Here is a 16687-nt window from a genome sequence, read left to right as displayed (position 1 = left end):
ATGGTGTTCTCGCGGCGGATCTTCGCCTGCAGCTGAAGCACGCCGTAGAGCAGCGCCTCCGCCGTTGGCGGGCAGCCGGGCACATAGACGTCGACCGGCACGATGCGATCGCAACCGCGGACGACCGAATAGCTGTAGTGGTAATAGCCGCCGCCGTTGGCGCACGAACCCATGGAGATAACCCAGCGAGGCTCGGCCATCTGGTCGTATACCTTGCGCAGCGCCGGCGCCATCTTGTTGCACAGCGTGCCGGCCACGATCATCAGGTCGGACTGGCGCGGGCTGGGACGGAACAGCATGCCGAAGCGGTCGATGTCATAGCGCGCGGCGCCCGCGTGCATCATCTCCACGGCGCAGCAGGCCAGGCCGAACGTCATCGGCCACAGCGAGCCGGTCTTGGCCCAGTTGATGACCGAGTCCACGGTCGTGGTCACGACACCTTTGTCGAGAATGCCTTCATTGGCCATAGTGAAAATCCTTGAGGGACGCGTGCGGGATCACTCCCAGTCCAGCGCGCCTTTCTTCCACTCGTAGACGAAGCCGACCACCAGGATGGCCAGGAAAATCATCATCGCCCAGAAGCCGACCGCGCCGATTTCCTTCAGGGCGACGGCCCAGGGGAAGAGGAACGCGATTTCCAGGTCGAACAGGATGAAGAGGATGGCCACCAGGTAGTAGCGCACGTCGAACTTCATGCGCGCGTCCTCGAAGGCCTCGAAGCCGCACTCGTAGGGGGAGTTCTTCGCGGCATCGGGCTTGTGCACGCCGATGAATTTCGCGATGCCCCAGCCGAGGGCCTGGGGCGCGACACCGACACCGATGCCGACCAGGATGAACAAAAAGACGGGGAGGTACTGTTCGAGGTTCATCTAGGGGCTCTCGTCCGGCGCTTCAAGCCGCAAGGCGCAGCCCTGCGACCTCTTTTTTTATGTGGTGCCGTCGGCGAGACTCGAACTCGCACAGCTTTCGCCACTACCCCCTCAAGATAGCGTGTCTACCAATTTCACCACGACGGCGTTTTGCTTTGCGCCCGGACGGGCATGAGGCGTGCGCTCCACAGAGCTGAGCGCGGCTATCCGGACAACCGCTAAGTGTACTCCGAATCGGAGGGCTTACTGCAGCGCAGCAAACCCCGCGAAGCGAATTTACCGGGCCGGAATCTGGCCTGCGCCGGAGGCCGGCGCAGCCGGTGCCGCGGGCCTCGGCAAGGTGGCCGACGCCTGGTTGGCCGGTACCGGTGCCGGCGTGGCCGGGATCTGCGCAGCCGCACCCGACGCGGCAGGTGCCGCGGCCGGCGCACCGGCGCGCTCCAGCACGCTGCCGCCCGACTCTGTCGGACGCAGGTTGCCGAAGTAGGCCAGCAGTAGCGTGCAGGCGAAAAACACGCCCGCCAGCACAGCGGTGGTGCGCGACAGGAAGTTGGCGCTGCCGGTGGCGCCGAACAGGCTGCCGGATGCGCCGCCGCCGAAGGCCGCGCCCATGTCCGCGCCCTTGCCGTGCTGCAGCAGGATCAGGCCGATCATGCCCAGCGCGGTCAGCATCTGCACCGCCAGCACGATGGTCAACAGAACGTTCATTCAATCACTCCTGGTTCTTTATCTTTTGTTCAACTCAGCCCGCAACCGCCGCGCCAGCGGCGGCGACGATCTGCAGGAAATCCGCGGCCTTGAGCGACGCGCCGCCAATCAGCCCGCCGTCGATGTCGGCCTGGGCCAGCAGCGAAGCGGCATTGGCCGCGTTCATGCTGCCGCCGTAGAGAAGAGGCACGCGCTCCGGGTGCGGCGTGGCCGCGGCCAGCTGGCGGCGCAGCAGCGCATGCACCTGCTGCGCCTGTTCCGGGCTGGCGGTGCGGCCGGTGCCGATGGCCCACACCGGCTCGTACGCGACCACGATTTCGCTGATGCAGTGGCCGTTGACGTGGATCACCGCGGCCAGCTGCCGCTTGACGACCTCTTCCGTCTGGCCGGCTTCGCGTTCGGCCAGCGTCTCGCCCACGCAGACGATGGGCGTGATGCCCACCGCCAGCGCGGTCTTGGCTTTTTCCGCGACGAGCGCATCGGTCTCGCCGTGGTACTGGCGACGCTCAGAGTGGCCGGCAAGGCAAAAGCGCACGCCGAACTCGCACAGCATGGCGGCCGACACCTCGCCGGTGTAGGCGCCCTGCGCATGCCGCGACACGTCCTGCGCGCCGAGCGCCAGCGCCGAGCCCTGGGCCAGCGCCCGCACCTGCGCCAGGTACGGCGCGGGCACGCACACGGCGACCGTGCAGGCCGCATTGTTCAAGCCGGCAGCGATGTCGCGCACCAGGGCCTCGTTGGCCTGCAGCGCGCCATTCATCTTCCAGTTGCCGGCGATGAGTTTGTGTTTGGTCATCTCAGCTGCGCCTTCACCAGGTCAGGACGATCTTTCCAATGTGCTGGTTCGATTCCATCAGCGCATGCGCCCGGGCGGCATCCGCCGCGGCGAAGGTGCTGTGGATGATGGGCTTGATCTTGCCGGCTTCCAGCAGCGGCCAGACCTTCGCCTTCAGCGCCGCGGCGATCGCCGTTTTGAACGCGACCGGGCGCGCCCGCAACGTGGAGCCCGTGATGGTCAGCCGGCGGCGCAGCACCAGCCCCGCATTCACTTGCGCCTGGGTTCCGCCCTGCACCGCGATGACGACCAGGCGGCCGTCCTCGGCCAGGCATTCCACTTCGCGTGCGATGTAGTCGCCGGCCACCATGTCCAGGATCACGTCGACGCCCTTGCCGCCGGTGAGCTTCTTCGCTTCCTCGGCAAAGTCCTGCGTCTTGTAGTTGACGGCATGGTCCGCGCCGATGGCGATGCAGGCCTTGCACTTGTCGTCGCTGCCCGCCGTGGCAATGACGTTCGCGCCCATGGCCTTGGCCATCTGGATCGCGGTGACGCCGATGCCGCTGGTGCCGCCCTGGATCAGCAGGGTTTCCCCGGCCTGCAGGTGGCCGCGGTCGAACACGTTGCTCCAGACGGTGAAGAACGTCTCGGGCAGCGAAGCCGCTTCGGTGTCGCTCATGCCGCGCAGCACCGGCAGGCATTGGCCCAGCGGCGCGACGCACAGCTCGGCGTAGCCGCCACCGGCCACCAGCGCGCACACGCGGTCGCCCATTTCCAGGCCGGCCGCGGCCATGGCCTGGGCATCGCCGTCGATGATTTCGCCGGCGACTTCCAGGCCGGGAATGTCGGACGCGCCGGGCGGCACCGGGTAATTGCCGGTTCGCTGCAGCACGTCGGGGCGGTTCACGCCGCTGGCGCGCACGCGAATGAGCACCTCGCCCGCGCCGGCGGTGGGCGCGGGCCGTTCGGCCGCGCGCAGCACCTCCGGCCCGCCGTACTGGCTGATCTCGATGGCTTTCAAGGCGCGGCCCGCGTTACTGCTGGCCCGGCTCCGTGCCGCCGTTGCCGCCAGCGTTTCCGCCGCCATGACCACCGAAGTTGCCGCCGCCGTTGCTGTTCTGCGGCTGCGCTTCGGTCAGCGAGGAGCCCTCGGCGGGCTGCTGCGGCGCCGGGCGTTCCTGGCGCTCGCCACGGCTTTCGCCGCGGCGGTCGTCACGGCGCTCGCCACCGCGGTAGTCGCCACGGCCTTCGCCGCGCGGGGGACGGTCGCCACGCGGTTCACGCGGCTCGCGCTCGGGCATGCCTTCGGGACGGTCGGACAGCGCCTTCATGGACAGCTTGACGCGGCCCTTCTCGTCGGTCTCCAGCACCTTCACGCGCACGATCTGGCCTTCCGACAGGTAGTCGGTGACCTTCTCCACGCGCTCGTGCGCGATCTGGCTGATATGCAGCAGGCCGTCCTTGCCGGGCAGCAGGTTGACCAGCGCGCCGAAGTCCAGGATCTTGGTGATCGGGCCTTCGTAGATCTTGCCGATCTCCACTTCCGCGGTGATCTGCTCGATGCGCTTCTTCGCCTCTTCGGCCTTCGCCGGGTCGGTGGAGGCGATGGTGATGGTACCGTCTTCGCCGATGTCGATCTGCGTGCCGGTCTCTTCGGTCAGCGCGCGGATCACCGAGCCGCCCTTGCCGATCACGTCGCGGATCTTGTCGGGGTTGATCTTCATCGTGAACAGGCGCGGCGCGAAGTTGCTGACCTCGGCCTTGGCCGTGCCCAGCGCTTCCTGCATCTTGCCCAGGATGTGCATGCGCGCTTCCTTGGCCTGGGCCAGGGCGACCTGCATGATTTCCTTGGTGATGCCCTGGATCTTGATGTCCATCTGCAGCGCGGTGATGCCGTTGGTGGTGCCAGCCACCTTGAAGTCCATGTCGCCCAGGTGATCTTCATCGCCCAGGATGTCGGTCAGCACGGCGAAGCGGTTGGCTTCCTTGATCAGGCCCATGGCGATGCCGGCCACGTGCGCCTTCATCGGCACGCCGGCGTCCATCAGCGCCAGGCAGCCGCCGCACACCGAAGCCATGGAGGAAGAGCCGTTGGATTCGGTGATCTCGGAGACCACGCGCATCACGTACGGGAACTCTTCCTTGGACGGCAGCAGCGGGATCAGCGCGCGCTTGGCCAGGCGGCCGTGGCCCACTTCGCGGCGCTTGGTGGAACCCATGCGGCCGGTTTCGCCAGTGGCGAAGGGAGGCATGTTGTAGTGGAACAGGAAGCGGTCGTGGTATTCGCCGGCCAGCGCGTCGATGCGCTGCGCGTCCTGCTCGGTGCCCAGGGTGCTGATCACCAGCGCCTGCGTCTCGCCGCGGGTGAACAGCGCCGAGCCGTGGGTGCGCGGCAGCACGCCGGTGCGGATTTCGATCGGGCGCACGGTGCGCGTGTCGCGGCCGTCGATGCGCGGCTCGCCGGAGAGGATCTGGCTGCGCACGACGCGCGCCTCGATGTCGAACAGCAGGCCGTCGACCTTGATCGGGTCGAACGCCGTGCCCTGCTCCTTCAGCGCGGCGTGCAGCGAGGCGGTGGCGTCGCGCAGGGCCTGGGTGCGGGCCTGCTTGCTGCGGATGCCGTAGGCGGCGCGGATCTTCTCTTCGGCCAGGCTGGTGACGGTGGCGATGAAAGCCTCGTCCTTGGCCGGCGGCTGCCAGTCCCACACCGGCTTGCCGGCTTCGCGCACCAGCTCGTGGATGGCGTTGATGGCCGCCTTGCCCTGCTCGTGGCCGAACACCACGGCGCCCAGCATCACTTCCTCGGACAGCTGCTGCGCCTCGGACTCGACCATCAGCACGGCCGACTCGGTGCCCGCGACGATCAGGTCCAGGGCAGACGTCTTGCGCACGGTGGGGCCGGGGTTGAGAACGTATTCACCGTTGACGTAGCCCACGCGGGCGGCGCCGATCGGGCCATTGAACGGGATGCCGGAGATCGACAGCGCGGCGGACACGCCGATCATGGCGGCGATGTCGGCGTCAACTTCCGGGTTGAGCGACACGGTGTGGATGACCACGTGCACTTCGTTGTAGAAGCCGTCCGGGAACAGCGGGCGGATCGGGCGGTCGATCAGGCGGCTGGTCAGCGTCTCGTGCTCGCTGGGCTTGGCTTCACGCTTGAAGAAGCTGCCGGGGATCTTGCCCGCGGCGTAGGTCTTCTCGATGTAGTCGACGGTCAGCGGGAAGAAGTCCTGGCCCGGCTTGGCGGTCTTGGAGCCGACCACGGTGGCCAGCACCACGGTGCCGTCGATGTCCACCAGCACGGCGCCGCCGGCCTGGCGGGCGATTTCGCCGGTTTCCAGCGTGACCTGGTTTGAACCCCAGGTAAAGGTCTTGGTGACTTTGTTGAAGATGCTCATGTTGTCGCTCTCTCTTGTCTTGGAGGGATGGAGGACGAGGGGCGGAACACGATGCCATTCCAGCAGCAGCCTGCGCTTTCAGGCTTCTCGTGGAATGACACAGCGCGTATTCGTTTCCCGTCCGTCGAAGTGCAAAACGCCTGAGCTAGCTTGAACTAACCCAGGCGCTTCGTGTTTTCAATCGCGCTTACTTGCGCAGGCCCAGCTTGCCGATCAGGGCCGTGTAGCGCTCGGCGTTCGTGTTCTTCAGGTAGGACAGCAGGCGCTTGCGGCTGTTCACCATGCGCAGCAGGCCGCGGCGGCCGTGGTGGTCCTTGGCGTGCGTCTTGAAGTGCGGGGTGAGTTCGTTGATACGGGCGGTCAGCAGTGCGACTTGCACTTCCGGGCTGCCGGTGTCATTGGGAGCGCGAGCGTGCGCTTGCACGATCTCGGCCTTGTTCAGGTTGGTCATGTGATTCCTTGGGTACTTGCGCTAGCGCGGGAAGTCGCACCAGCGTGCGCTCTGCGTGGAGCAAAGCCTCGGGATTATAGCCCGGGGCCGGTCAGCGGCGGCTCATCGGCTCGCCAGCCAGCCCTGCAGCCGCTCCACGCCCTGGCGCAGCCGCCCCAGGTCCTTGCTGGCGAAGCACCAGCGCAGCCAGCCCTGGGCTTCGGGTGCGAAGGCATTGCCGGGCGCCAAGCCGAGCCCGGCTTCCAGCACCAGGCGCTTGGCGACGTCGAGCGAGTCGTCGAAACCGTCGAGCTTGAAGAATGCGTACATGCCGCCCCTGGCCGGCGCCACCTGTACGCCCGGCACCGCCTGCAGCAGCGGCACCAGCATGTCGCGGCAAGCCTTGAGGTGTGCCACCACGCGCGGCGTGACTTCTTCGGTGCGCTGCACCGCCACCAGGCCGGCGCGCTGGGTGAACACGCTGGCGCAGGAGGTGTTGAATTCGATCAGCTTGCCCACCTGCCGCGTGAGGCTGGCCGGCATCACCATCCAGCCCAGCCGCCAGCCGGTCATGAGAAAGCTCTTGGAAAAACTGTGCACCACCACCAGCCGGTCGTCGGGCGACGCGACGTCCAGGAAACTGGGCGCGCAGCGGTTCGGCGTGTCCTCGAAGTACAGCCGCTCGTACACCTCGTCGGCCAGGATCCAGGTGCCGGTGTTGCGGCAATGGTCCAGGATCGTCTGCTGCTCTTCGCGCGTGAGCGTCCAGCCGGTCGGGTTGTTGGGCGCGTTCAGGATCAGCAGTTTGGTGGTCGGCGTCACGGCCGCCAGCAACTCGGCCATGTCCAGCTGCCAGGCGCCGCCCTGCGGCCGCAGCGACACGCGCTTGAGCTTGGCGCCCAGGATCAGCGGCTGCGCGGTGAGGTTGGGCCACACGGGCGTGATCGCCACCACCTCGTCGCCGGCGTCGAGCAGCGCCTGCATGGCCAGCATCAGCGCGCTGACGCCGCTGGACGTGACGGCGATGCGCTCGCTGCCGATGTTGCCGTGCAGCGCCGTGGCGTAGGCGGCGATCGCCTCGCGCAGCTCGGGCAGGCCCAGGTTGTGCGAATAGAAGGTCTCGCCCCGACGGATGGATTCGATGCCCGCCTCGCGGATGAAGTCGGGCGTGACCTCGTCGCTCTCGCCGAACCAGAAGGCCAGCACGTCTGCGCGCCCCATGCCCGCGTTGGCGACTTCACGGATCTTGGATTCTTCGAGGTTGGCGATGGCTTGGCGCATGGACACGGCTTTCGGCGGCGGTGGATCGGCTTATCCGGCGGCGCGGCGCAGGGCGCGGGTGGCGGCTGCCAGCGCGGCCTGCAACTGCGGTGCCGGAAGGAACCCGAAGCCTAGCCGAAATACGCGCGCCTCTTCGCCGAACCAGTTGCCGGGGCCCACCCGCGCGTCCTCCTCGGCCATGGCGGCATAGAAGCGCTGCACGGCCGCGTCGTCGAAGGCCTTGTGGCGCAAGCGCACGCAGCACAGCGCGCCGGCATCGGGCGGCACCCACTCGACGAAGGCGGCGTTGTCCTGCACCCACTGCGCCGTGGTGCGTTTGCCGGCCGCCAGGCCCTCGCGCCGCGCGCCGATGATGGTGTCGTGGCGCTGCAGCACCCGCAGCGCCAATGCCTCGTCCACCGGCGAGCAGGAGATCACGGTGTTGAACTTGGCCTGCGTGAGCTGCTGGCGCAGCTGCGCGTCGCGCGTGATGAGCCAGCCCAGGCGCAGGCCCGGCGCGCCGTGGCATTTGGAGAGCGACGCCACCACGATCACGCGGCCGCCCAGGCTGAGTGCCGTGGGCGCGGGCATATCGCTGCCGTACACGGCTTCCCGGTAGGTCTCGTCCACGACCAGCCAGGCGTCTGGGCACTTGCGCGCCATCACCGCCAGCAGTGCGCGCAGTGCCTCCGGCGGGAACGCCACACCCGCCGGGTTTTGCGGCGTGGCCAGCGACACGATGCGGGTGCGCGCGTTCAGCACCTGCTCAAACGCCTGCAGGTCGAGGCGGTAGCCCTCGTCGAAGCGCAGCGCTGGCGTGTGCACCTTGGCGCCGCACGCCGCCAGTGCGTCGCGCGCGGGCGGAAACAGCGGCGCGGGGACCACCGCCTCGTCGCCCGGCTCGCACAGCACGAAGGCCAGCAGGAACAGCGCATGGATGCCGCCGACGGTGGTGAGCACCTCGTCCGCCTCGACGCCGTGCCGCGCGGCGATGGCGGCGCGCAGCCGCGCGTCGCCCGGCGCCGTGCCGTAGGCCAGCGGCAGCTGCGCCAGCGCGCCGAGATCGCCCTCGTCGAACAGTTCGCCCAGGCGCAGGTCCGGCCCCACGCTTTCGCCGAGTTCATGGCGCGGCGCGGTGCCGATCAGGGAAATGATGTCGTTGTCGGGAAAACGGGGAGAGCGGGGCATGCGGTCCTCTTGTTCGGAAAGAGTGGCCAGCGTATCCAGAACAATCGGACCGGAACAGCCACAGATTTCCGTAATTGTTCCCAGCACAGTTATGCTGGCGCGATGAAAGAAGACACCGCGCAGGACAGCCACCGCTACCAGGAAGTCGCCGCCTACGTCGCCGGACTGGCCGAGCGCGGCACCCTGGCCGCCGGCGCGCGGGCGCCCTCGCTGCGCGAAGTGAGCCGCCAGCAGCGCGTGAGCCTGTCCACCGCGCTGCAGGCCTACCGCTTGCTGGAAGACCGCGGCGTGCTGCAGGCCCGCCCGCGTTCGGGCTATTACGTGGCCGCCGCAGCCGGCACGCGGCCGCAGCGGCCGGCGATGTCGCGCCACGCCCCGCGCGCCATCGACGTCGCCGTCTCGGGCTTCGTGGTGCAGCTGCTGGCCCATGCGGCCGACCCGAGCCTGGTGCCCCTGGGCTGCGCGGTGCCCAGCGCCGAGCTGCTGGCCACCGCCCACCTCGATCGTTTCCTGGCGCGCGCCATCCGCATGCACGGGCCGGAGCACAACACCTACACCGAACCGCGCGGCGACGCCCGCCTGCGCCAGGAGATCGCCCGCCGCGCCATGCGCTGGGGCCAGGCGCTGGCGCCGGAAGACATCGTCATCACCTCGGGCTGCACTGAAGCCGTGGCGCTGGCGCTGGCCGCCGTGTGCAAGCCGGGCGACACCGTGGCGGTGGAGTCGCCCACCTACTTCGGCCTGCTGCATGCGCTGGAGGCACTTCAGCTGAAGGCGCTGGAGCTGCCCACCGACGCCGCCACCGGCATCGACCTTCCCGCGATGGAAGAGGCCTTGAACGCGCAGCCGGTGCACGCCTGCCTGCTGGCCTCGAGCTTCAACAATCCGCTGGGCTTCGCCATGGACGAAGCGAAGAAGCGCAGCATCCTGGCCCTGCTTGCGCGGCACCGGATCCCGTTGATCGAGGACGACATCTACGGCGACCTGCACTTCGGCCCGGTGCGCCCGCGGCCCTTCGCCGCACTGGACCGCGCCGGCAACACGCTGTATTGCAGTTCGTTCTCGAAAACGGTGGCACCCGGCTGGCGGCTGGGCTGGCTGGTGCCCGGGCGCCACATGCGCACGGTGCTGGACCGCAAGTTCGCCATGACCTTGTGCGGCGCGTCGCTGCCGCAATCGGCCTTCGCCGACTTCCTGTCCTCGGGCGGCTACGACAACCACCTGCGCCGCATGCGCCGCGCGTTCGCCGATGGCCTGGCGCGCATGAGCGACGTGGTCGCCGAAGTTTTCCCGGAGGGCACGCGCATCTCGCAGCCCGAAGGCGGCTTCGTGCTGTGGGTGGAGCTGCCCCGGCGGATCAAGACGCGCGAGCTGCTCGACGCGGCGCTGGCGCAGGGCATCTGCTTCGCGCCGGGCGACGTGTTCGCCGCCGGCCGCCGCTATGCGCACTGCATGCGCCTGAGCTGCGGCCAGGGCTGGGACACGCGCATCGAGCAGGGCCTGCGCACGCTGGGTGCGCTGTCCTGCGCCAGGAGCTGAAGCAGCGCGCTACGGCCGCACCATCCTGCAGCTGGTGGACATCTCCGCCTGCGCGGGGGACAGCGCCTTGATGACCCTGAAACCGTAGCCCGAGCCTTCCACGTCGAATTTCACCCCGGGCGCGCCCTGCTTGTCCATCACGCCCACTACCAGCGGCTGCTGGAACTGGTGGTCGGCGGCGCGCATCGCACCGCCCTGGCCGCCCAGGCCGACGCGCGCGCCTTCCAGGGCATTCGCGAGCGCCACCGCGTCGGTGCTGCCGGCCTTGTCGATCGCCTGCGCCAGCGCCTCGACCATCAGGTGCATGCGCATGTGCACGTAGTCGTCGGCCGGATTCGGAAAGCGCTGGCGGAAGGCCTGGTAGAAGGCTTCGCTCTCGCGCGTGGGCACGTTGGGCAGCCAGTCGGCCACCGCGATCACGCGGCCCACGCCGCCTTCGCCGATGGCGGCCGGCGCGCCCAGCGCGTTGCCGTAGAAGGTGTAGAACTTGCCGTCGTAGCCGATTTCGCGCGCGGCCTTCACCAGCAGCGTGAGGTCGTTGCTGAAGTTGCCGGTGACCACCGCCTGCGCGCCGCTCGCCTTGATCTTGGCGGCATAGGGCGCGAAGTCCTTGATGCGCAGCAGCGGATGCAGCTCCTCGCCCACGATGCGCACGTCGGGCCGCTGCGCGGTGAGCTGGCGCCTGGCCTCGCGCAGCACCGCCTGGCCGAAGCTGTAGTCCTGGCCGAACAGGTAGGCGGACTTCAGCGCCTTGTCCTCGCGCATCACCGCCATCAGCGCCGCCATGCGCATGTCGGCATGCGCGTCGAAGCGGAAATGCCAGAAGCTGCATTTCTCGTTGGTGAGGATCGGATCCACCGCGGAGTAGTTGAGGAACACCACGCGGCGCTGTGGCTCGCGTTCGTTGTGCTTGTCGATCGCGTCGATCAGCGCCGCCGCGACCGAGGACGAATTGCCCTGCAGGATGACGCGCGCGCCGTCGTCAATGGCCGAGCGCAGCGCCGACAGCGCCTCCTCCACCTGGCCCTTGCTGTCGTAGCGATCCAGCTGCAGCGGCCGTGCGCCCTGGCGCGTTTTCACGCCGCCGCGCTGGTTGACGCGCTCCACGGCCCACACCAGGTTGCGGAACACCGCCTCGCCGCCGTTGGCGTTGCCGCCCGACAGGCCTTCGACCATTGCCAGTTTCACCGGCGCCGCGGGTGCCTGCGCCCACGCGAGGGCGGGAGCAGATAGCGTTGCCGCGGCCGCTTTCAAGAGCCGGCGCCGGGAATTTTTCATCTGATTTTTTCCTTGAAAAACACGGCGATGCGCGCACCTGTGGTCCATGCGGCGCTCGCCGAGAGCTGCGAAGTTTACGAGGTGGGTGGTACGCATTCGTGCCAGCCGCATCGCTTTTGACGCCAAGGAGATCCACATGTATTTCGCCCCCGCCGTGCGCACCCGCGCCTACGTTCCCGCCACCCGCGGCACCGACCGCTCGTTCGAGCGTTTCATCAACGACACCTTCACGCCTGCGTCCTGGAGCGGCCTGAAGTTCGAGCAGGACGAGCAGTCCTGGACCGTCACGCTGGACCTGCCCGGCGTGCCGCGTGAAGACCTGGCCATCGACGTCGAAGGCACCGTGGTCCGCATCGCCACCAAGGCCGACGCCAAGCGCGCCTTCAAGGCCGCCTACGAGCTGCCGGAAGACATCGACGCCGAAGCCACCAGCGCCAAGCTGGAACACGGCGTGCTGACGCTGGTGCTGGGCAAGAAGAAGCCCGTGTCCAGCGCGCGGCAGATCGAAGTCAAGTAAGCAGGATTTCCGATCGAAAACGCCCTCTCCGGAGGGCGTTTTCTTTGGGCCTCAGCCGCGGCGCACCCAGAGCAGCGCGCCCAAGACCGCGCAATGCGCCGCAAGCGTGAGCCAGTAGGCGGTGCGGAACGACTGCTTGCTGGACTTGTGGCGCAGCAACTGCTGCGCGAGCCCTGCGCCGGCCCAGCCGCCGGCAAGGCTCAAGGCATGAAGCGTGTCTTCCTTGGTGCGCCAGCGCCCGCGCACGGCGGCGCTCTTGTCCACCGCATAGGCGAGGAATGTCAGCAGGTTCAGCGCCAGCGATGCCGGCAGCACCCACCCGGGCAGCAGCCCGGCCCGAACTGCCCACGCCATCAGCCCGTAGTAGCCGATCACCAGCGGCAAGACGCGCGCGAAGGGACGGGCTTTGGAGGACGAGGCCTGCGCCTCTTCGCGGCGTGGCCGGATCACCCTGTCTTCTCGCCGCATCTCTCCTCCACGCCCCTGTCAGGCTTCCGCAGCCGCCCCCAGCGGCCACCTCGGCTTGACGTCGAACGCGTAGTCCCTGTTCGGCAGCGCGATGCCGGCATCCACGCGCATGGCCGCCGCCATGGCGATCATGGCGCCGTTGTCGGTGCACAGGTGCAGCTCTGGGTAGTGCACGCGCACGCCGCGTTCGGCGCAGGCGGCGTCCAGCTGCGCGCGCAGCTGGCGGTTGGCGCCGACGCCGCCGGCGACTACCAGCCGGTTCAGCCCGGTGCGCTGCAGCGCCATCAGCGATTTCTTCACCAGCACTTCAACGATGGCCGCCTGCGTGCTGGCGGCCAGGTCGGCCTTGCGGTCCTGCAGGTCGGGGCCGAGTTTGGTGGCCTGCGTCAGCACCGCCGTCTTCAGACCTGCGAACGAGAAGTCCAGGTTGCCGCTGTGCAGCAGCGGGCGCGGCAGCTTGAAGGCGTGCGCGTTGCCGTGCTGCGCCAGGCCCGCCAGCGCGGGGCCGCCCGGATAGCCCAGGCCCATCAATTTGGCCGACTTGTCGAAGGCCTCACCAGCGGCGTCGTCGATGGTTTCGCCCAGCAGTTCGTAGCGGCCGACCTCTTCCACCTGCATCAGCTGCGTGTGGCCGCCCGACACCAGCAGCGCCACGAAGGGAAACTGCGGCGGGTCGGCGCTCAGGAAAGGCGACAGCAGGTGCCCTTCCAGGTGGTGCACGCCCAGCACCGGCTTGTCCAGCGCGGCGCCCAGCGCGCAGGCGATGCCGGCGCCGACCAGCAGCGCGCCGGCCAGGCCGGGCCCGCGCGTGTAGGCGACCAGGTCCACGTCTTGCAGCGCACAGCCGGCTTCGGTGAGCACCGTGTGCGCCAACGGCAGCACGCGGCGGATGTGGTCGCGGCTGGCGAGTTCGGGCACCACGCCGCCGTAGGCCTGGTGCATTTCGATCTGGCTGTGCAGCGCGTGCGCGCGCAGCACCGGCAGCGCGCCGGCGCTGCCGTCGGCGGTTTCCACCAGCGCCACGCCGGTTTCATCGCAGGAGGTTTCGATGCCCAGGATGCGCATCGGGCGAGTGTAGGGGAAGCGCCTCCAGGCCACGGTTCGACGGCAAGGCACGGGGCTTCGACAGGCTCAGCCCGAACGATGTTGATGGCACGCACGGTGTTTGGGGCAGCGAACGGTGCCGGTGGCGCGCTTTTTGCAGCGTGATCCGGCAATGACACCTTCGCATGCCCTGCGGCTGGTCGTGATCGCGCCGGACTCGCTGTCCCCCGACGCCTCGGACACCGAAGCAATGGACCTGGCCGAGCGGTCGCGCGCGCTGCGCATCGGCCTGCTGGAAAACGGCTACAACGTGATCGCCGTGCTGCCGACCGACCCGTTCCTGCCCGACCGGCTGGCGCAGCTGCAGCCCGACATGATCATCGTGGACGCGGAGAGCGGCGCGCGCGACACGCTGGAGCACGTGGTGATGGCCACGCGCGACGAACGGCGTCCGATCGTGCTGTTCACCAACGATGGCGACACAACGCACGTGAAGGACGCGGTGGCTGCCGGCGTCACGGCATACATCGTGGCGGGCCTCGCGCCCGAGCGCATCCGCCCCATCCTGGACGTGGCGATGGCGCGCTTCCAGCATGAGCAGGCGCTACGGCGCGAACTGGCCGATGCGAAGTCGGAACTGCGCGAGCGCAAGACCATCGAGCGCGCCAAGGGCCTCTTGATGCAGCGCCAGGGCCTGACCGAACCGCAGGCCTACGAAAAGCTGCGCAAGACGGCAATGGACCGCGGCCTGCGGCTGGCCGACGTGGCGCAGCGCATCCTGGACGTGGCCGATCTCCTGGGCTGACCGCACCGCCTTGGGTGCGCGTGCATGACGCACTGCACAAAACGGGTGCGCCGGCGCCGCTGAAGCCCGGAAACATGCCGCCAAGTGCTGGCACGCTTGTTGCTGAATTTCCTGCGTAACCAACGATGGTTTTTCGGCCGCATGCGCGTCAACGGCGATGCATGTGCGGCTCCGGACGAAGGCGTCCCCACAACACCTGGTGTGTTCGTGCGGACGCCTTTTTGTTTTTGCTTTCCTGTTTTGTGGAGCCCCGACGCGATGACGCCCAAGCCCCTGGAGATTCCCATGACCCGCCGCACCGTGCTGCAAGCCGCCACCGCCGCCGCCGCGGGCCTGACCCCCGCGCTGCGCAGCGCGGTGTACGCCGCCGGCTCCGACAAGCCGGAAAAGGAGGAGGTGAAGATCGGCTTCATCCCGCTGACCGACTGCGCCAGCGTGGTGATGGCCTCGGTGCTGGGCCTGGACAAGAAGTACGGCGTGAAGATCGTGCCGAGCAAGGAGGCCAGCTGGGCCGGCGTGCGCGACAAGCTGGTCAACGGCGAGCTGGACATGGCGCACGTGCTGTACGGCCTGGTGTACGGCGTGCACATGGGCACGGCCGGCCCGAAGAAGGACATGGCCGTGCTGATGAGCCTGAACAACAACGGCCAGGCGATCACGCTGTCGAAGAAGCTGGCCGACAAGGGCGCGGTGGACGGCGCCTCGCTGGCCAAGGCCATGGCCGCCGAGAAGCGCGACTACACATTCGCGCAGACCTTCCCCACCGGCACCCACGCCATGTGGCTGTACTACTGGCTGGCGGCCTACGGCATCAATCCGATGAAGGACGTGAAGGCCATCACCGTGCCGCCGCCGCAGATGGTGGCCAACATGCGGGTGGGCAACATGGACGGCTTCTGCGTGGGCGAGCCCTGGGGCCACCGCGCCATCATGGACGGCATCGGCGTCACCGCGGTGACCACGCAGGACATCTGGCGCGACCACCCGGAAAAAGCGCTGGGCACCACGGCGGAGTTCGCGAAGAAGTACCCCAACACCTGCCGCGCGGTGGTGTCCGCCATCCTGGAAGCGGGCAAGTGGATCGACGCCGGCCTGCAGAACAAGATGAAGATGGCCGAGACGGTGGCCGACAAGAGCTACGTCAACACCGGCGTGGACGCCATCAACCAGCGCATCCTGGGCCGCTACCAGAACGGCCTGGGCAAGACCTGGGACGACCCCAATCACATGAAGTTCTACAACGACGGCCAGGCGACCTTCCCGTTCCTGTCCGACGGCATGTGGTTCCTCACGCAGCACAAGCGCTGGAACCTGATCAAGGAACACCCGGATTACCTGGCGATCGCCAAGCAGATCAACCACGTCGACATCTACAAGGACGCGGCCGCCGCGACCAAGACGCCGCTGCCCAAGGACGTCATGCGCAGCGCCAAGCTGATCGACGGCGTGGTGTGGGACCCGAAGGACCCGAAGAAGTACGCCGACGGTTTCAAGGTGCATGCCTGAGGAGATGACGATGGTCAGTGCCGTGTTCCATTCGCCGCAGTCTTCTTCACTCCCTCTCCCGCACGCGGGAGAGGGCGGGGCGAGGGAGAAAGTCAAAGTCCGCAGGCCGCCGTTCGACTGGCGCGCGCTGTGGCTGCGCGTGCTGCCGCCGATCCTCGGCCTCGGGCTGCTGGTCGGCGTGTGGGCGCTGGTGTCGCTGGGCAGCGGCAGCACCTTCCCCTCGCCGGCCGACACGTTCAAGCAGGCGATCACCGTGTTCGGCGACCCGTTCTACCGCAAGGGTCCCAACGACCAGGGCATCGGCTGGAACGTGCTGATGTCGCTGCAGCGCGTGGCCGTTGGCTTCGGCCTGGCGGCGGCGGTCGGCATTCCGCTGGGCTTTTTGATCGGGCGCTTCACGTTCCTGTCGCGCATGTTCAACCCGCTGATCAGCCTGCTGCGCCCGGTGTCCCCGCTGGCCTGGCTGCCGATCGGGCTGATGGTGTTCAAGGGCGCCAACCCGGCGGCCATCTGGACCATCTTCATCTGCTCGATCTGGCCGATGGTCATCAACACCGCCGTCGGCGTGCAGCGCGTGCCCAGCGACTACATGAACGTGGCGCGCGTGCTCAATCTGTCCGAGTGGAAGATCGTCACCCGCATCCTGCTGCCCGCCGTGCTGCCCTACACGCTCACCGGCGTGCGCCTGGCCGTGGGCACCGCCTGGCTGGTGATCGTGGCGGCCGAGATGCTGACCGGCGGCGTCGGCATCGGCTTCTGGGTGTGGGACGAGTGGAACAACCTGAACGTGAAGAACATCATCGTGGCGATCTTCACCATCGGCATGGTCGGCCTGCTGCTGGAGTACGCGCTGGTGCGCATCGCCAGCGCCTGCACCTACGACGACGTGAAGTCCTGAG

At 68.2% G+C, this 16687-nt stretch carries 17 protein-coding genes and 1 tRNA gene; 5 read left to right on the top strand and 13 right to left on the bottom strand.

Annotated features, from left to right (window positions below; genetic code table 11):
* The 10 genes from H0U68_RS18320 to H0U68_RS18275 form a co-directional block, all read right to left on the bottom strand.
* On the bottom strand, window positions 1–467 hold a 467-nt coding region (locus H0U68_RS18320; protein WP_296358202.1), incomplete at its 3' end, for an NADH-quinone oxidoreductase subunit B.
* Between the two features lie 30 nt (window positions 468–497).
* Window positions 498–869, bottom strand: coding sequence for an NADH-quinone oxidoreductase subunit A (locus tag H0U68_RS18315; protein WP_296358200.1), 372 nt, complete (start codon window positions 867–869; stop codon window positions 498–500).
* Between the two features lie 62 nt (window positions 870–931).
* Window positions 932–1016: transfer RNA gene (locus H0U68_RS18310), tRNA-Leu, on the bottom strand.
* Between the two features lie 129 nt (window positions 1017–1145).
* Window positions 1146–1577, bottom strand: a complete 432-nt coding sequence (gene secG, locus H0U68_RS18305; protein WP_296358198.1) for a preprotein translocase subunit SecG — start codon at window positions 1575–1577, stop codon at window positions 1146–1148.
* 34 nt (window positions 1578–1611) lie between these two features.
* Window positions 1612–2373, bottom strand: coding sequence for a triose-phosphate isomerase (gene tpiA, locus H0U68_RS18300; RefSeq protein WP_296358196.1), 762 nt, complete (start codon window positions 2371–2373; stop codon window positions 1612–1614).
* A 13-nt stretch (window positions 2374–2386) separates the two neighbouring features.
* On the bottom strand, window positions 2387–3373 hold the full coding sequence (locus H0U68_RS18295; RefSeq protein ID WP_296358194.1) for an NAD(P)H-quinone oxidoreductase: 987 nt from the start codon (window positions 3371–3373) through the stop codon (window positions 2387–2389).
* Between the two features lie 13 nt (window positions 3374–3386).
* Window positions 3387–5753: a polyribonucleotide nucleotidyltransferase gene (pnp, locus tag H0U68_RS18290; protein ID WP_296358192.1), complete on the bottom strand. Its 2367-nt coding sequence runs from the start codon at window positions 5751–5753 to the stop codon at window positions 3387–3389.
* Window positions 5754–5940: 187 nt separating this feature from the next.
* The gene (rpsO, locus tag H0U68_RS18285; protein ID WP_296358190.1) at window positions 5941–6204 is read right to left on the bottom strand and encodes a 30S ribosomal protein S15; all 264 of its coding nucleotides are present in this window, start codon (window positions 6202–6204) and stop codon (window positions 5941–5943) included.
* A gap of 102 nt (window positions 6205–6306) precedes the next feature.
* Complete coding sequence (locus tag H0U68_RS18280) at window positions 6307–7464, bottom strand: pyridoxal phosphate-dependent aminotransferase (RefSeq protein WP_296358188.1); 1158 nt, start codon at window positions 7462–7464, stop codon at window positions 6307–6309.
* Between the two features lie 30 nt (window positions 7465–7494).
* The gene (locus tag H0U68_RS18275; RefSeq protein ID WP_296358186.1) at window positions 7495–8631 is read right to left on the bottom strand and encodes a pyridoxal phosphate-dependent aminotransferase; all 1137 of its coding nucleotides are present in this window, start codon (window positions 8629–8631) and stop codon (window positions 7495–7497) included.
* Between the two features lie 102 nt (window positions 8632–8733).
* Between H0U68_RS18275 and H0U68_RS18270 the strand changes: the two genes are divergently transcribed.
* On the top strand, window positions 8734–10170 hold the full coding sequence (locus H0U68_RS18270) for a PLP-dependent aminotransferase family protein (RefSeq protein ID WP_296358184.1): 1437 nt from the start codon (window positions 8734–8736) through the stop codon (window positions 10168–10170).
* A gap of 9 nt (window positions 10171–10179) precedes the next feature.
* Here the strand turns inward: H0U68_RS18270 and H0U68_RS18265 are convergent, their stop codons facing one another.
* Window positions 10180–11448, bottom strand: a complete 1269-nt coding sequence (locus tag H0U68_RS18265) for a branched-chain amino acid ABC transporter substrate-binding protein (protein ID WP_296358182.1) — start codon at window positions 11446–11448, stop codon at window positions 10180–10182.
* A gap of 136 nt (window positions 11449–11584) precedes the next feature.
* Between H0U68_RS18265 and H0U68_RS18260 the strand changes: the two genes are divergently transcribed.
* Window positions 11585–11965, top strand: coding sequence for an Hsp20/alpha crystallin family protein (locus tag H0U68_RS18260; protein WP_296358180.1), 381 nt, complete (start codon window positions 11585–11587; stop codon window positions 11963–11965).
* Between the two features lie 51 nt (window positions 11966–12016).
* Here H0U68_RS18260 and H0U68_RS18255 read toward each other — a convergent pair whose 3' ends face one another.
* The gene (locus H0U68_RS18255; RefSeq protein WP_296358178.1) at window positions 12017–12415 is read right to left on the bottom strand and encodes a DUF1294 domain-containing protein; all 399 of its coding nucleotides are present in this window, start codon (window positions 12413–12415) and stop codon (window positions 12017–12019) included.
* 36 nt (window positions 12416–12451) lie between these two features.
* Complete coding sequence (tsaD, locus tag H0U68_RS18250; protein ID WP_296358176.1) at window positions 12452–13498, bottom strand: tRNA (adenosine(37)-N6)-threonylcarbamoyltransferase complex transferase subunit TsaD; 1047 nt, start codon at window positions 13496–13498, stop codon at window positions 12452–12454.
* 151 nt (window positions 13499–13649) lie between these two features.
* Here tsaD and H0U68_RS18245 point away from each other — a divergent pair, with 151 nt between their 5' ends.
* From H0U68_RS18245 to ntrB, 3 genes are all read left to right on the top strand, one after another.
* On the top strand, window positions 13650–14282 hold the full coding sequence (locus H0U68_RS18245; protein ID WP_296358174.1) for an ANTAR domain-containing protein: 633 nt from the start codon (window positions 13650–13652) through the stop codon (window positions 14280–14282).
* Between the two features lie 258 nt (window positions 14283–14540).
* Entirely contained in the window at window positions 14541–15788 is a 1248-nt protein-coding gene (locus tag H0U68_RS18240; RefSeq protein WP_296358172.1) for a CmpA/NrtA family ABC transporter substrate-binding protein, read from the top strand.
* A 10-nt stretch (window positions 15789–15798) separates the two neighbouring features.
* Window positions 15799–16686, top strand: a complete 888-nt coding sequence (ntrB, locus tag H0U68_RS18235) for a nitrate ABC transporter permease (protein WP_296358170.1) — start codon at window positions 15799–15801, stop codon at window positions 16684–16686.
* Window position 16687 lies beyond the last annotated feature (1 nt).

The sequence above is a fragment of the Ramlibacter sp. genome (genome assembly GCF_013697775.1).
In the GTDB taxonomy this organism is placed as follows: domain Bacteria; phylum Pseudomonadota; class Gammaproteobacteria; order Burkholderiales; family Burkholderiaceae_C; genus Ramlibacter.
The sequence above is the reverse complement of the archived record's forward strand: the minus strand, read 5'-3'. Positions and strand labels throughout refer to the sequence as shown.

What these genes read in the sequence shown, in the direction of transcription:
- H0U68_RS18315 (WP_296358200.1), bottom strand. Translation starts at nt 869, where the DNA reads ATGAACCTCGAACAGTACCTCCCCGTCTTTTTGTTCATCCTGGTCGGC.
- secG (WP_296358198.1), bottom strand. Translation starts at nt 1,577, where the DNA reads ATGAACGTTCTGTTGACCATCGTGCTGGCGGTGCAGATGCTGACCGCG.
- tpiA (WP_296358196.1), bottom strand. Translation starts at nt 2,373, where the DNA reads ATGACCAAACACAAACTCATCGCCGGCAACTGGAAGATGAATGGCGCG.
- pnp (WP_296358192.1), bottom strand. Translation starts at nt 5,753, where the DNA reads ATGAGCATCTTCAACAAAGTCACCAAGACCTTTACCTGGGGTTCAAAC.
- rpsO (WP_296358190.1), bottom strand. Translation starts at nt 6,204, where the DNA reads ATGACCAACCTGAACAAGGCCGAGATCGTGCAAGCGCACGCTCGCGCT.
- H0U68_RS18280 (WP_296358188.1), bottom strand. Translation starts at nt 7,464, where the DNA reads ATGCGCCAAGCCATCGCCAACCTCGAAGAATCCAAGATCCGTGAAGTC.
- H0U68_RS18275 (WP_296358186.1), bottom strand. Translation starts at nt 8,631, where the DNA reads ATGCCCCGCTCTCCCCGTTTTCCCGACAACGACATCATTTCCCTGATC.
- H0U68_RS18270 (WP_296358184.1), top strand. Translation starts at nt 8,734, where the DNA reads ATGAAAGAAGACACCGCGCAGGACAGCCACCGCTACCAGGAAGTCGCC.
- H0U68_RS18265 (WP_296358182.1), bottom strand. Translation starts at nt 11,448, where the DNA reads ATGAAAAATTCCCGGCGCCGGCTCTTGAAAGCGGCCGCGGCAACGCTA.
- H0U68_RS18260 (WP_296358180.1), top strand. Translation starts at nt 11,585, where the DNA reads ATGTATTTCGCCCCCGCCGTGCGCACCCGCGCCTACGTTCCCGCCACC.
- tsaD (WP_296358176.1), bottom strand. Translation starts at nt 13,498, where the DNA reads ATGCGCATCCTGGGCATCGAAACCTCCTGCGATGAAACCGGCGTGGCG.
- H0U68_RS18245 (WP_296358174.1), top strand. Translation starts at nt 13,650, where the DNA reads ATGACACCTTCGCATGCCCTGCGGCTGGTCGTGATCGCGCCGGACTCG.
- H0U68_RS18240 (WP_296358172.1), top strand. Translation starts at nt 14,541, where the DNA reads ATGACGCCCAAGCCCCTGGAGATTCCCATGACCCGCCGCACCGTGCTG.
- ntrB (WP_296358170.1), top strand. Translation starts at nt 15,799, where the DNA reads ATGGTCAGTGCCGTGTTCCATTCGCCGCAGTCTTCTTCACTCCCTCTC.